Annotated in this window: 12 protein-coding genes; all 12 read left to right on the top strand. The window is 49.6% G+C overall.

The window, feature by feature from the left end; all coding sequences use genetic code 11:
* Positions 1-139 precede the first annotated feature (139 nt).
* The 12 genes from ald (at position 140) to H6A13_RS11080 (ending at position 15061) form a co-directional block, all read left to right on the top strand.
* Positions 140-1258, top strand: a complete 1119-nt coding sequence (ald, locus tag H6A13_RS11135) for an alanine dehydrogenase (RefSeq protein WP_204909643.1) — start codon at positions 140-142, stop codon at positions 1256-1258.
* Positions 1259-1398: 140 nt separating this feature from the next.
* Positions 1399-1773, top strand: coding sequence for a GntR family transcriptional regulator (locus H6A13_RS11130; RefSeq protein ID WP_204909642.1), 375 nt, complete (start codon positions 1399-1401; stop codon positions 1771-1773).
* Positions 1774-1781: 8 nt separating this feature from the next.
* On the top strand, positions 1782-4226 hold the full coding sequence (locus tag H6A13_RS11125) for an ATP-dependent Clp protease ATP-binding subunit (protein WP_204909641.1): 2445 nt from the start codon (positions 1782-1784) through the stop codon (positions 4224-4226).
* 50 nt (positions 4227-4276) lie between these two features.
* Positions 4277-4690, top strand: coding sequence for an endosialidase (locus H6A13_RS11120; RefSeq protein WP_204909640.1), 414 nt, complete (start codon positions 4277-4279; stop codon positions 4688-4690).
* A 135-nt stretch (positions 4691-4825) separates the two neighbouring features.
* Positions 4826-6205 carry a DNA repair protein RadA gene (radA, locus tag H6A13_RS11115; RefSeq protein WP_204909639.1) on the top strand — a complete coding sequence of 460 codons (1380 nt, stop codon included), beginning with the start codon at positions 4826-4828 and terminating at the stop codon, positions 6203-6205.
* 124 nt (positions 6206-6329) lie between these two features.
* Complete coding sequence (locus tag H6A13_RS11110; protein ID WP_204909638.1) at positions 6330-8228, top strand: beta-L-arabinofuranosidase domain-containing protein; 1899 nt, start codon at positions 6330-6332, stop codon at positions 8226-8228.
* A gap of 45 nt (positions 8229-8273) precedes the next feature.
* The gene (locus H6A13_RS11105) at positions 8274-9344 is read left to right on the top strand and encodes a M24 family metallopeptidase (protein ID WP_204909637.1); all 1071 of its coding nucleotides are present in this window, start codon (positions 8274-8276) and stop codon (positions 9342-9344) included.
* Between the two features lie 37 nt (positions 9345-9381).
* Positions 9382-11025 carry a peptide ABC transporter substrate-binding protein gene (locus H6A13_RS11100; protein WP_204909636.1) on the top strand — a complete coding sequence of 548 codons (1644 nt, stop codon included), beginning with the start codon at positions 9382-9384 and terminating at the stop codon, positions 11023-11025.
* Positions 11026-11187: 162 nt separating this feature from the next.
* A complete protein-coding gene (locus H6A13_RS11095; protein ID WP_204909635.1) occupies positions 11188-12108 on the top strand; it encodes an ABC transporter permease in 921 nt (306 codons plus the stop codon).
* A gap of 9 nt (positions 12109-12117) precedes the next feature.
* Positions 12118-13041, top strand: coding sequence for an ABC transporter permease (locus H6A13_RS11090; RefSeq protein ID WP_204909634.1), 924 nt, complete (start codon positions 12118-12120; stop codon positions 13039-13041).
* A 13-nt stretch (positions 13042-13054) separates the two neighbouring features.
* Positions 13055-14092, top strand: coding sequence for an ABC transporter ATP-binding protein (locus H6A13_RS11085; RefSeq protein WP_204909633.1), 1038 nt, complete (start codon positions 13055-13057; stop codon positions 14090-14092).
* Positions 14093-15061, top strand: coding sequence for an ABC transporter ATP-binding protein (locus H6A13_RS11080; RefSeq protein WP_204909632.1), 969 nt, complete (start codon positions 14093-14095; stop codon positions 15059-15061).
* Positions 15062-15458 lie beyond the last annotated feature (397 nt).

The raw sequence follows: 15458 nt of genomic DNA, 5'->3' as shown, positions 1-15458 counted from the left end.
GAATATTATACACCAGTGTGCTAGTATAATTTTAGAGACAAATGAATAATATTCTTCAAAATCCAAATGGAAATGAAAAATATTGTTCAGAAAAGAGAACGTATTACAAATCAAAAAAGAGAAGCAGGAGGGAATCAAATTGAAAGTAGGATGCGTAAAAGAAATTAAAAACAATGAGTTCCGTGTAGGTATGACACCTGACAACGTAAAGGTTTACGCAGGAGCAGGACATGAGGTTTACATCGAGAAGGGCGCGGGACTTGGCTCCGGATTTACAGATGCTGAGTATGAAGCTGCCGGAGCAAAGATGATCGATACGGCAAAAGAAGTATGGGATACCGTTGAGATGATGATCAAGGTAAAAGAGCCTCTGCCGGAAGAGTATCCGTTATTCCATGAAGGACTGATCCTTTATACTTATCTTCACCTGGCTGCAGACAAACCGCAGACAGATGCTCTTCTGAACGGCAAGGTAAAAGGTGTTGCCTATGAGACACTGTTCGATCCCAGACAGGGCGGACTGCCGCTGCTTGCTCCTATGAGCCAGATCGCAGGACGCTTAAGTATCCAGGAAGGCGCGAAGTACCTGGAGAAGAGATTCGGAGGCGAAGGCGTTCTGTTAGCAGGCGTTCCGGGAACCCCGAAGGCAAACATCGTAATCCTGGGCGGCGGTAATGTAGGAACCAACGCCTGCAAGATCGCAGTCGGCATGGGCGCAAATGTAACGATCCTGGATATCAGCCTTCCGAGACTGGCTTATCTGGATGACCTGTTCGGCGCACGTGTACAGACACTGGTTTCCAACGACGCGAACATTGAGAAATCTGTAAAAGAGGCAGATCTGGTAATCGGTTCCGTACTGATCCCCGGAAAAGCTGCTCCGAAGATCTTCAAGAAGAAATATCTCAAAGAGATGAAGCCGGGCGCTGTATTTGTAGACGTTGCGGTTGACCAGGGCGGATGCGGCGAGACCACAAGAGTTACCTATCATGATGATCCGATCTTTATCGAGGACGGCGTTGTTCACTACTGCGTAGGAAATATGCCTGGAGCAGTTCCGAGAACATCCACCATCGCTCTGACAAATGCTACCGTATATTACGGACTGCAGATCGCGAACAAGGGTCTGGAGCAGGCATGCAAGGACAATGAAGTGATCTACTCCGCTATCAATACCTATGATGGCAAACTGACCTGCAAGAACGTAGCAGACAGCTTTGACTGCTATGAATATGTAGACATTAAGACACTTTGCTAATTACAATTCAGACATTTCCAAACTTAATTCCTTCAAGTTGCGAAAAGGAGCTTACAATTTCGGTTGTAAGCTCCTTTTGAATGTGTTATACTACCGATATAACACAGGACACAAGCAGAATACAAAAGCAGGTGAAGGATATGTTGATAGAAGTTGATTTTAACAGTGATGAAGCGCTTTACATCCAGCTGCAGAACCAGATCATCCTGGGGATCGCCATGGATCTGATCAAGGAAGGGGACGCTCTGCCCTCTGTGCGGCAGATGGCTGACCTGGTGGGCATCAATATGCATACGGTGAACAAGGCGTATACAATACTGAAGCAGGAAGGATTTATCCGGCTGGACCGTAGAAAGGGAGCGGTGATCGCACTGGATATAGACAAGGCCCAGGCGCTTCTTAAGATGCGGGAAAATCTTCGGATCCTGCTTGCCAGAGGCTGTTGTAAGAATGTCTCGCGGGAAGAGGTACACGCTCTGGTGGATGATATATTTGACGAGTATGGAAAGGAATAACAGACAGCATGAATTATACAAGGCAGGCAAATGAAGTATTAAAAAAAGCAGAAAAAACGGCCAGAGATATGAATCATCCTTATATCGGGACGGAGCATCTACTGATCGGTTTAAGAGAGGTCTACACCGGTGTGGCTGGACAGATCCTGGACGCCAACCGGGTGGACGAAGAACGGATCCTTACGGTAATGGAAGAGCTGGTCTCTCCGGTGGGGGATACGGCGGCTGTCCGCAGCCCCGGGATCAGCCCGCGGCTTGCATATATCCTGGAGGACAGCGAGGCGGAAGCAAAGCGCTTCCGCTGCGATGAGATCGGGACAGAGCATCTTCTCCTGGCGCTTCTTAGGGATGTGGACTGCGTAGCCTGCAGGATCCTTCTGACCCTGAATATCAATATCCAGAAGGTGTATCAGGAGATCCTGGAGGTTCTGGGCGCGGATCCGCGGGAATATCAGGAAGAGCTGTCACAGGAAGCCGGCGGCGCAAAAGGCGCGGTGCTGGAACAGTTCGGGACGGATCTGACGGCTCAGGCGGCGGAAGGAAAGCTGGATCCGGTGATCGGAAGGAAAGAAGAGATCAGCCGACTGATGCAGGTTCTGAGCCGCAGGACCAAGAATAACCCCTGCCTGGTGGGAGAGCCGGGCGTGGGAAAGACGGCCGTGATCGAAGGGCTGGCCCAGCAGATTGCTTCCGGCATGGTGCCGGATGACATGAAGGAGAAGCGGATCCTGACCATGGATCTGGCGGCAATGATCGCCGGGTCCAAATACAGAGGCGAATTTGAAGAGCGGATGAAGCGGTTGATCCAGGAGGTAAAAGCAGCAGGAAATGTGATCCTGTTCCTGGATGAAGTGCATACCATCATCGGCGCCGGCGGGGCAGAGGGAGCCATGGATGCGTCCAATATCCTGAAGCCGTCCCTGGCAAGAGGCGAACTTCAGCTGATCGGAGCCACTACCATTGGTGAATATCGCAAATACATTGAAAAAGACGCGGCTCTGGAACGGAGATTTCAGCCGATCACGGTGGAAGAGCCTACAGAAGATCAGTGCCTGGAGATCCTGGAAGGGCTTGCCTCCCGCTATGAAGCGCACCATCATGTGGAGATAGAAAAGGACGCTCTGAAAGCAGCAGTCAAATTATCGGCCCGCTATGTCAGCGACCGGTTCCTGCCGGATAAAGCCATTGACGTGCTGGATGAAGCCTGCTCCAGAGTAAGCCTGCGGGGATTTCAGGTGCCGGAGCAGATCTTTGATCTGGAAAAGGCGGCCAAGGAACTGTCGTCTCAGTTGGAAGAAGCCCTGGTAAGAGGCGACATTGCCGAAGCATCTCTTGTCCGGAAAGAAAGGGAAGAGGCGCTGAAAAAGCTTGGCAGACAAAAAGACAGATTCCAGAAGAAAAACAGCGAAAAGCAGCTGTTTGTAACTGAAGAGGATATTGCGGAGGTTGTGTCCCGGTGGACAAAGATCCCGGTAAAAAAACTGGCAGAATCAGAAAGCGCAAGACTGAACCGTCTGGAGCAGACGCTTCACAAACGGGTGGTCGGCCAGGAGGAAGCGGTATCCGCTGTGGCCCGTTCCATCAAACGGGGCAGAGTCGGGTTAAAAGACCCGAAGCGGCCTATTGGATCCTTCCTGTTTCTTGGGCCTACCGGAGTGGGAAAAACAGAACTTTCCAAAGCGCTTGCAGAGGCTCTGTTTGGAACAGAAGATTCGCTGATCCGGGTGGACATGTCCGAGTATATGGAAAAACACAGTGTGTCCAAAATGATCGGATCACCTCCGGGATATGTAGGCCATGAGGAAGGCGGCCAGCTCAGCGAGCAGGTGAGAAGGCATCCTTATTCAGTGATCCTGTTTGATGAGATCGAGAAAGCCCATCCTGACGTGTTCAATATTCTGCTGCAGGTACTGGACGATGGGCATATCACAGATTCCCAGGGCAGAAAAGTGAATTTCTGCAATACGGTTATCATCATGACTTCAAACGCAGGCGCGCAGTCGATCATTGATCCGAAAAAGCTGGGATTTAACGCAAAAGAAGACGCAGCCGGGGATTATAAGCGGATGAAGAGCAATGTGATGAATGAAGTGAAGCTGATCTTCCGTCCGGAATTCTTAAACCGGATCGATGAGATTTTGGTCTTCCATCCGCTGAATCAGGAAGAAATGAAGAAGATCGTCGGCATGCTGTGCCGGGATTTGATCAGGCGTGCAAAAGAGCAGCTGGATATCCGTCTTACGATCAGGGATTCTGTGAAGAAGCATATTGTGGAGACAGGCACAGATCAAAAATACGGCGCCCGTCCGTTGCGCCGCGCCGTGCAGAATCAGCTGGAGGATAAGCTGGCAGAAGCGGTGCTAGAAGGCCAGATCGAAAGAGGCATGGAAGTAGTGGCAGGCATGTCTAAAAAAGAAATAAAATTTATGCCAAAGACTACAAAAGAATCCTGATATAAGATATAATGAGGATACAAATGAAGAACCCAAGGGAGGATAAAATAATGGCAGCAGTGAAAGAACTTTTGAGAGCAGAAGCAGACGGTACGCTCAGCTTTGGAGATTACACACTGGAGAGCAAGACAAAACTGGAAGGCTTCGAGCATCAGGGGGACATTTACAAGGTTAAGACATTTGCAGAGATTACAAAATTAGAGCGGAACGGCATGTTTGTATATGAATCTGTGCCGGGAACAGCGGTTGAGAATTTCCGTGCATCTGAGGAAGAGGTATCTTTCGAAGTATCCGGTCCGAAGGATGCGCAGTTTACATTAGAGATGGAAGCAGATACCCCGTATGAGGTGTATATGGATGGCAAGAGCGCCGGTGAGATGACAACGAATCTGAGCGGCAAACTGAGCGTCAGTGTAGAACTGGGGGCTGATACGCCGGTACCCGTGAAGATCGTGAAGAAATAACCGTTGAGTAAGGGAATTATTACTTAGATTTCAATTTCATATGGATTTTAACGAGACGGCCCATTGTGGCCGTCTTGTTGCATATCATCCGTTTTTCACTTATAATGGACACAATACATGACAGGGAGGATGACCATGGCAAAAGGAAAAAAGACCGTATTTTTCTGTCAGAACTGCGGACATGAAGAGAGTAAATGGCTGGGCCAGTGCCCGGCATGCAAAGAATGGAATACATTTGTGGAGGAAAAGGTTACGGTTCCTAAAGCGGGAAATGCAGCGGCCCTGGGGCCGGCAGGAGGCGCCGCGCCTCAGCCGGTGCTTCTTACCAGCGTGGATACGGATGATGATGAGAGGATCCGGACCGGCATCGGCGAACTGGACCGTGTTCTTGGCGGCGGGATTGTTCAGGGGTCTTTAGTCCTGGTGGGAGGAGACCCCGGTATCGGAAAATCCACCCTGCTTCTGCAGGTCTGCCAGAAATTGTCAGCAATGGGGAAGAAGATCCTTTACATCTCCGGAGAGGAATCACTGAAGCAGATCAAACTGCGGGCAGACCGGATGGGGACGTTTTCAGAAAATCTTTATCTCTTGTGCGAAACCAATCTGGAACTGATCCGGAGCAGTATTGAGCGTCAGAAACCGGATATGGCGGTGATTGATTCGATCCAGACCATGTATAACGAAGAGGTCAGTTCTGCGCCGGGCAGCGTATCTCAGGTGCGGGAGTCCACGAATGTTCTTTTACAGCTGGCAAAGGGGCTCAATATTGCCATCTTCATCGTGGGCCATGTGACAAAAGAAGGGACAGTGGCAGGTCCCCGCGTTCTGGAACACATGGTGGATACGGTGCTGTATTTTGAAGGAGACCGCCATGTGTCTTACCGGATCCTGCGCGGAGTCAAGAACCGGTTCGGCTCCACCAATGAGATTGGTGTATTCGAGATGCGCCGGGAGGGACTGGTGGAAGTAGAAAATCCTTCGGAATATATGCTGAGCGGCCGTCCGGAGAATGCTTCCGGCTCGGTGGTGGCCTGCGCCATGGAAGGGACCAGGCCAATCCTGATGGAGATCCAGGCGCTGGTATGCCATAGTAATTTCGGTATGCCCAGGAGAACGGCGGCGGGACTTGACTATAACCGGGTGAATCTTCTGATGGCTGTGCTGGAGAAAAGGGCAGGGCTTCCTCTGTCCAGTTATGACGCTTACGTAAATATTGCCGGGGGTATCCGCATGAATGAACCGGCCTCGGACCTGGGGATCGTGATGGCGATCGCGTCCAGTTATAAAAATAAACCGGTGCCGGAGGATACGATCGTGTTTGGCGAAGTGGGACTAAGCGGAGAGGTCCGTGCTGTGACGATGCCTGAACAAAGAGTGGCGGAGGCAAAAAAACTGGGATTTAAGGTCTGCATTTTGCCGGAGGTATCCAGAAAATCTCTGAAGAACATGGGCGGGCAGGAAGAACTCCGGATCATCGGCGTAAGGTCCATCAATCAGGCGATCGACCTTCTGTAAAAGGATGCCTGGAACGCTTATAAAGTGTTTAAAATGCACAAACAAGTTGACAGAACGCATAAAAACGGTTATTATTTTAACAAGTATTATCAATTATTCTAAGAAATTGGAAAAGACAGAATATATGACAGAACGTGAAAACAAGAGAGATTATTCGGAACCGGATAACAGAGATATCATAGGCTTAAAAGACTATCAGATAAAGATTATTGAAGAACAGAATGACCATCCGCAGATGGAGGAGCTGGATCAGCCGGAGGAGATGACGGAGGATACGACTGGAAAGGTCAGTCCCTTGGTTACAGACTTCCGGGAGGCAAAGATCTGGCTGCATCCGGGAAGCGGCTTTTATGATGCCCAGGAACGGATGCGCAGGTATCTGCACCGGATGGATGCCGACCAGCTGCTTTATAATTTCCGCAGCGCGGCAGGACTTCCGGTAAAGGACGCAGAGCCTATGTTCGGATGGGATGCGCCGGAGTGTCTGCTGCGCGGTCACACCACCGGACATTTTCTGTCCGCTCTTGCGCACTGCTATCATTCCTGCGGGGATGAGACGGCGAAGGAAAAGGCAGAGTACATGATAGAGGCGCTGCGGGAGTGCCAGGAGGCGTTCCCGAAAAACAAGGGGACCGGACAGGGATTCTTAAGCGGTTATCTGGAGGAACAGTTCGACCTTCTGGAAGAATATACTCCCTACCCGCAGATCTGGGCGCCTTACTATACGTTACATAAATTATTCGCAGGCCTTCTGGACTGCTATGAATTATTGGGGAATTCGCTGGCGCTTAAGATCGCCGAAGATCTGGGAGACTGGACCTGCCGCAGGCTGTCGAGGCTTCCAAAAGACCAGAGGAACCGGATGTGGAGCATGTATATCGCCGGAGAGTTCGGCGGTATGAATGAAGTCATGGCAAGGCTTTTTCAGATCACAGGGGAAGAAAGATATCTGGAATGCGCGGCAATGTTTGACAACGACCGGTTATTTGCGCCGCTTCTTCTGGGAAAAGACGCGCTTGGCGGTATGCACGCGAATCAGCATATCCCGCAGGTGATCGGAGCCCTTGAGATGTATATGGCCGGAGCCGGTAAACGGTACCGGACGATCGCGGAAAGATTCTGGAACTATGTGGTCAGCGGACACGCCTATGCGCCGGGAGGCGTCGGGGAAAGCGAGATGTTCCATGACCGGGGAAAAATCGGGACGCTTCTTACGGAAAAGACACAGGAAACCTGTGCTTCCTATAACATGCTGAAGCTGACGAAGGGATTATATCAGCTGAACCCCAAGGCGTCCTATATGGATTATTACGAGCGGACGCTTGTGAATCACATCCTGGCAGTACAAGAAAAGGAAGAGACAGGAGAAAGCACTTACTTCTGGCCGCTGGCTCCCGGAGCCAGACGGATCTTTGAGCCGGAGAACAGCTGCTGCCACGGAACAGGAATGGAAAGTTCCTTCCGCTTCCGGGACGCGATCTATTTCCAGGATGGGGATACGGTATATGTGAATCTCTATCTTCCGTGTACACTGGAAATGCCGGATGGAAGATTACAGATTCAGCAGACCCAGACGGAAAAGGATCCGGAACAGATCAAGATCCAGGTGAAAGGTAAGATCAGGACACTGGCGCTTCGAAAGCCCGGATGGGCAAAAGAAGACCTGGAGATCTGTGTGCAGGGGAATCAGGCTGATCCAATCGTCGATGAAAACGGCTACATCCGCATACAGGCGGACTTTGAAGCCGGAGTGGAGATAAATGTAAGCTTTCCGTATCATCCGGGGCTGATCCGTACACCGGATGAGCCGGAACTGGCAGCGGTGCAGGCCGGACCCTATATTCTGGCGGCGTTGTCAGAAGAGCAGGAAGCCCTGCAGGTTCCTGTGGATGAAAAAAATGTGGAAACCCTGCTTCAAAGGGCAGAAGAAGGTGTGGAATATTTCCTTGGAGATATCCGTTTTATTCCGCTTTACCGTATCGATCAGGAAAGATACCATGTGTATCTGCATACTGAGAAATAGAATATTAATGGCAAAAGAAAATAGATGGAAAGAAGGGCAGATAGCATGAACAGACTGGAACAGTTGAGAACTTACATGGAAGAACAGGGGCTGGACGCATTTTATGTGGCAAAGCCGGCCAATGTCCGCTGTATCAGCGGCTATACCGGAGAGGATTCCTATCTTTTTATTACAAAAGGAGAGCAGTTCTTTATCACAGATCCAAGATATACGGAGCAGGCTGCTTACGAATGTCCGGAATATGAGATCGTAAACTGGCGAAGAGCCGGTTATACCATAGGCAAAACGCTTGCGGAATGCGCAGAGAAGCAGCAGATCCGCACGATTGGATTTGAAGAGGATCATCTGACGTTCGGAACCTGGAGATCCATCCAGGAGGCTGTAAAGGCGGAGATGGTGCCGACGCTTAATGTGATTGAAAAGCTGCGGGCCGTCAAGACGCCGGAAGAGCTTAAGAATCTCCGCATTTCCTGTGATATTGCATCCAGGGCTTTTGATAAGATCCTGAAGGATATCCGGGTGGGAGTGACAGAAAAGGAACTGGCTTCCAGACTTTCCCACTATATGGTGATGGAGGGAGCCGACACCAAGCCATACGGCGGCATCCTGATTTCCGGGGCAAGGACTTCCCTGCTTCACGGGATCCCGGGAGAAAAGGCAATAGAATACGGCGACTTTGTGCTGATGGATTATGGCTGCCAGTACAAAGGGTATCTGTCAGATATGACAAGAACTGTGGTTGTAGGCCGCGCGGACGCAAAACAGAGAGAAGTCTATGATCTCTGCCGTCAGATGACCGAAGACACAGAAAAAGCAGTGAAGCCGGGTGTGACAGGAACTTCCTGTTATGAGGCGTCACTGGAAGCGATCAAAGATACAGAGTATCTTCCCTATAATTATACAGGCATCGGACACGGCGTAGGGCTGTTTGTCCATGAACTTCCGAATATCGGCGCGAGATGCGACAATATTCTGGAAGAGAACAACATTTTAACGGTAGAACCAGGAATTTATATCCCAGGCTGGGGCGGCGTGCGAATCGAAGACCAGGGTATCGTTACCGCAGAGGGATATGAAAACCTGATAAGTGCTACACATGAGCTAATAGAACTTTAGGAAGGCAGAAGCCTTTCGTGAGTAAAGGAGGTATTTTATGAAAAAGAAAGTATTAGCTGTATTACTGACAGCAGCCATGACAGCAACCTTAGCTGCAGGCTGTGGCGTACCCGGGGGGGGAGGAAGCGATGACGGCGGATCCGGCGATGGATCCGGTGAAAAGGTCTTCCGTTATTCTACAAGAACAGAGCCGACAACTCTGGACCCGACCAAGGGTAACTGTATCCCTGACAACGAGATCCAGCATGCGCTGACCGAAGGTCTGGTGCGTAACACAGGCGGAGAAGTAGAGCCTGGTATTGCTGAAGAGTGGGAAGTATCCGAAGACGGACTTACTTACACCTTCCACCTTCGTGAAGATGCAAAATGGAGTGATGGAGAGCCCATCACCGCAAATGACTATGTATACAGCTGGCAGAGACTTCTGAATCCTGAGACTGCAGCTCCGTACGCATTCATCGGCGAGTACATCAAGAATGGTCTTGCTGTAGAAAAAGGCGAGATGGATCCTTCCGAACTGGGAGTAGTTGCAGAAGATGACCAGACTCTGGTTGTAACCCTGGAGCACCCGACAGAGTATTTCTTAAGTCTGATCGGTTCTTCCGGACAGTTTGCACCGCTTCGTCAGGATGTTGTAGAAGAGTACGGCACTGACTTCGCGGCAGACGCTGAGAAGAATGTATACTCTGGTCCTTACGTACTGACAAGTTCTGAGAATCAGCAGTGGATCTTTGAGCCAAACGAAGAGTACTGGAACAGAGATGCGATCAACCTGGACCGTGTAGAACTTACCTACGTTCAGAACCAGGATACCGCTCTTGCAATGTATGAATCCGGCGATCTGGATTACTCTGAGCTTCCGAGCGCATCTGTACAGAACTACGAGGATACCGCAGAAGTATTCCGCAATGGTAACGTAGACTACTTCTACTACAACCTTGACTGCGGCAATCCGGCTATGGCGAACACAAACTTCCGTCTGGCTCTGAACTATGCTCTGAACAGAAACGAGTACAACACCCTGGTAAATAACGACCTGTTTGTTCCGTCTACCGGACTTGCATTCAGTGGTCTGGCAGATAACGGCAGCACATGGGGAGAGAACTCTACACTGGAAGGATATCCTCTTGACGGCGACGAAGAGGCAGCAAAAGAATATCTTGACACTGCACTTTCCGAGCTCGGAATGAGCGATCCGTCCGAGATTACTGTAACCATTACCACAACAGATAACGAGAGCGCTAAGAAGCAGGCTGAGGTTGTTCAGGAAATGTGGACCAAGGCTCTTGGCATCAATGTTCAGATCGAGCAGATCACATATGCAGAGGTTCTGACCCGTCACAGCACCGGCGACTTCGAGATCGCATGGGGCGGCTGGGGATCTGACTATGACGATGCTTACAGCTACCTTGAACTGTTCAAGTCTGACAGTGCTTACAACTACAGCAACTATGCAAATGCAGAAGTTGACGAACTGCTGAATGCTTCTCAGAATGAGACAGATGCTGCTAAGAGAAGCGAGATGCTTCATCAGGCAGAGCAGATCATCATTGATGAAGCTGCATTCCTGCCGCAGGCAGAAAGAGAAGTTTACTATCTGATGGATGAAGATGTAACAGGCGTTGAATTCTTCCACTGTGCAGTCAACATTGACTGGGTATATGCTGACATTACTGAGTAGATCCTAACGCAAGCGTTAAGTATTGAATTTGTGTAAAACAAAAACCGCTGTCCGGCAGCAGCCGGGCGGCGGTTACTGAGCAGGGGGAAAAGGCGATTTAGAAAAGACGCAGTATTCTTTGCTGAATCTCTTTTCCCTTTTACTACAGTAGGAGGAATGAGTATGCTGAAATATGTTTTAAAGCGTGTGGTGGCTGCTGTTCTGACAATCCTGGTATTGATTACGATCGTATTCTTCCTGGTGCGTCTGATGCCCGGCGAGCCGTTTACCAGCGCAAAGCTGACGCCGGAAGTGGCGGAAAATATGCGGTCCTACTATGGCTTTGACAAGCCCATGATTGTTCAGTACCTGCAGTACATGGGCAATCTGCTTCAGGGTGACTTCGGTTATTCCATGAAGTATACAAACAGAACCGTAAATGATATTATTGGAGAGACCTTCCCGTTCTCTGCAGACCTTGGAATCCGCGCCCTTGTGATGGCTGTGTCCATCGGTCTGATCCTGGGAATTGTCTCCGCGAGAAACAGAGGAAAGAAGATTGACTTCTTCTGTGTTATCGTTGCCGTATTGGGAACCAGTATCCCTGACTTTATCATGGGAGCGGTACTCCAGTATACATTTGGTATTAAGTGGGGATTGTTCCCTGTAGCAAGATATGAAGGAATTGAATACACGATCCTGCCGGCCTGTGCCCTGGCGTTCTATACACTGGCATCTGTCTCGCGTATCATGCGTGCCAGCATGCTGGAGGTTACGTCCCAGGATTACATCAAGACGGCCCGGTCGAAAGGTGTTTCGGATCTGCGTATTACGATGAAGCATCAGATCCGTAACGCGATCATGCCGGTTATGACAGTTATGGGTCCGACAGTGGCTTCCGTACTGACCGGTACTTTCGTTATCGAATCGATTTTTGCGATTCCTGGAATGGGTAAATATTACGTAGAAAGTGTATCTAACAATGACTATTCCATGGTACTGGGAATGACGGTATTCTATGGTATCTTCCTGGTAACCTGTAACCTGGTGGTAGACATTCTTTACGGCGTGGCTGACCCGCGTGTACGTATCGGAAAAAGGTAGGTGAGAGAGATGGCAGAATTAAATAAAGATATGTTTGTGATACGGGGAAAAGACACCGTACGTATGGAAAGCATCAGCCGTCCGTCTCTTTCCTTCTGGTCAGATGCCTGGAGACGTCTGCGGAAAAATAAAAGTGCATTTTTTGCCATGTGTCTGGTGCTTTTATACACGCTGCTGGCAATCTTTGCACCCATGTTCAGCCAGTACACACAGTCTCAGATGGATGCAAATGCAAGACATGCGCTGTTCTCTGCGGCACACTGGCTGGGAACTGACTCAACCGGGCGTGACCTGTGGGTACGTATCTGGATGGGCGCCCGTGTATCTCTTTCCATCGGTCTGATCTCCGCTATTCTGAACATGTGCGTGGGAGCCGTGATCGGTGGTCTGTGCGGATATTACGGCGGCAAGCTTGATATGATCGTAATGCGGATCGTAGACCTGCTCTACGGTATCCCCAGTCTGATCATCACCATCCTGGTTATGATGGTACTTGGTAAAGGTATCGCTCCTCTGATCGTTGCGATGTGCGTGGTTGGATGGATCGGAACCTGCCGTTTTGTCCGGGGCGAGGTTTATCGTCTGAAAGAGCAGGAATTCGTTATGGCTGCGAAAGTCATGGGTATTCCGGATTTTATCATTATTATCCGTCACATCATCCCCAATATCATGGGTATGCTGGTGACAAACCTTTGTATGGCTATCCCGGGAGCAATCTTCCAGGAAGCATTCCTTAGCTACATCGGACTTGGTATCGTACCTCCGGACTGCAGCTGGGGTGTTATCTGTAAAGAGGGTATCCAGTTCCTGCGGTACTATCCGCACGAAGTGCTGATCCCCGCATTCTTTGTATGTACTACCATGCTTGCCCTGAACCTTCTGGGCAACGGTCTGCGTGATGCTGTAGACCCGAAACTGCGTGGAACGGATTAGGAGGAACGTAAAAATGGCAGAAAGAGAAAATATTCTGGAATTAAAAGACGTGGTGTACTCCTTCCATACATACGGCGGAGAGGTACAGGCTGTCCGTGACGTCAGCTTCGAGGTGCGTAAAGGAGAGATCCTTGGTATCGTTGGAGAGTCCGGATGTGGAAAGAGTGTTACGGCACAGTGTATTATGCGTCTGAATCCGGAGCCCCCTGGATTTTTCAAGGGCGGCGAGATTTTATTTAATGGAAAAGACGTCCTGAAGATGACCAAGACGGAACTGAACAATATGCGGAGGGAAGATATCGGATTTGTATTCCAGGATCCGATGACATCCCTGAACCCGACCATGAGGATCGGCGCGCAGATTGAAGAGGTATTCCGCGGCCGTAAGGATGTAACGAAAAAAGAAGTAAAAGAAAAAGCGCTGGAGATCATGAAACTGGTAGGAATCTCCGATGTGGAGAAGCGTTACCGCCAGTATCCGCATGAGCTGTCCGGTGGTATGAAGCAGCGTGTCATGATCGCGATCGCTCTGGTAAGCCGTCCGAGCATGATCATCTGCGACGAGCCTACCACATCTCTGGACGTTACCATTGAGGCTCAGATCCTGGACCTCTTACTGGAACTGAGAGAGAAACTGGGTACATCTATTATCATGATCACACACGACCTGGGTGTAATTGCCCGTCTCTGCGACCGCGTGGTTGTTATGTACGGCGGTAAGATCGTAGAGAAAGGAACCGTGCAGGAGATCTTCTATGAGACAGCACATCCGTATACCAAGGGACTGATGGAGTCCATCGCCCGTCTGGATACAGAAAAAGGCGAGAAACTTAAACCGATCGAGGGTACGCCTCCGGATCTGTTCTCACCGCCGAAGGGATGTCCATTTGCGGCAAGATGCGAGTATGCGATGGATGTATGTCATGAACTCCCGCCGGAGCAGTATCTTCTGTCCGAAGAGCACAATACCTGCTGCTGGCTGCAGCATGAGTACGCGCCGGAGACAGAACTGAAAAAACCGGTGATCGGAAAGAAAGGAGAGGTGGAATAAATGGAAAATAAAGAAAAACAGCCTCTCGTTCAGGTGAAAAATTTATGTAAATATTTCAAAGTCGGAAGACATGCAGACTTAAAGGCTGTAGATAACGTATCCTTTGACATTTACAAAGGAGAGACCGTCAGCCTGGTAGGTGAGTCCGGATGTGGAAAATCTACTACCGGACGCTGCCTGATCCGGCTGTATGAGCCTACCAGCGGAGAAGTAATCTTCGATGGCAAGGACGTGACCAAACTTACAAAAGAAGAACAGAAGAAGTTCTGCCACCGCGTGCAGATGATCTTCCAGAACCCATATGCTTCTCTGAATCCCCGTATGACGGTAAGAGAGATCGTAGGAGAGGCTTTAAGACAGCACGGCATGCCGGCGAAAGAAGTGGAGAAAAAAGTGCAGGACCTGCTGGAGACGGTAGGACTGAACAAGGACCATATGTCCCGTTTCGCTCATGAGTTCTCCGGAGGACAGAGACAGCGTATCGGTATCGCACGTGCGCTTTCCGTAGACCCGGAATTCATTATCTGTGATGAGCCTATTTCCGCTCTGGACGTATCTATCCAGGCGCAGGTCATCAACATGCTGAAAGAGCTGCAGGAAACCAGAGGACTGACCTATCTGTTTATCGCGCATGACTTAAGTGTCGTAAAATATATTTCAGACAGAGTGGTTGTTATGTACCTGGGAACCATCGTGGAAGAGGCAGAGACCGAAGAACTTTACGGCAATCCGTCTCATCCGTATACACAGGCGCTGCTTTCCGCTATTCCGGAGGCAGATCCTGACAAGGCAAAAAGCAACCGCCGTATTGCGATCAAAGGAGAGATCCCAAGTCCGATCAATCCGAAGAATTGCTGCCGGTTCGCAGAACGCTGCCAGTATGCAACAGAACGGTGCTACCAGGAAATGCCACAGCTTCGTGAGATTGCGCCAGGACACAGAGTGGCATGTCATCTGACAGAGAAATAAAGTGAATGAAAAGAGGAGAATGTCCCGGATGAGTTTAAGAATGCTCATTTCCGGGGCATTCTTTTTTTTGTGAGGAGGACGTCTGGGATGCATTAATTGGTAAGACGAGAAAGATTTTGCAAAATGATAAAAATAGGCATTGACATTTTGGGAGAGGCATGGTATTCTAACACAGCTGTCGCAAATGCGAGAAACGCAAAAGCATAAAACGACAGAAAAAATTAAAAAAGTTGTTGACAAGCTTCAAAAGATGTGATAATCTAATTGAGCTGTCGAAAAACAGCAGAACAAGGACTTTGATAACTAAATAATAGACAACGACCCTGAAGATTCTTTTGAGAAGAATAATTCAGAATGGACATCGAAAAGATGTCAACCCAAAACAGTAAGTAACGGG

It is taken from the genome of Mordavella massiliensis (assembly GCF_016902415.1).
GTDB lineage: Bacteria > Bacillota > Clostridia > Lachnospirales > Lachnospiraceae > Merdimonas > Merdimonas faecigallinarum.
Note: the sequence above shows the minus strand (reverse complement) of the source record. Positions and strands in the feature narration are given on the sequence as shown.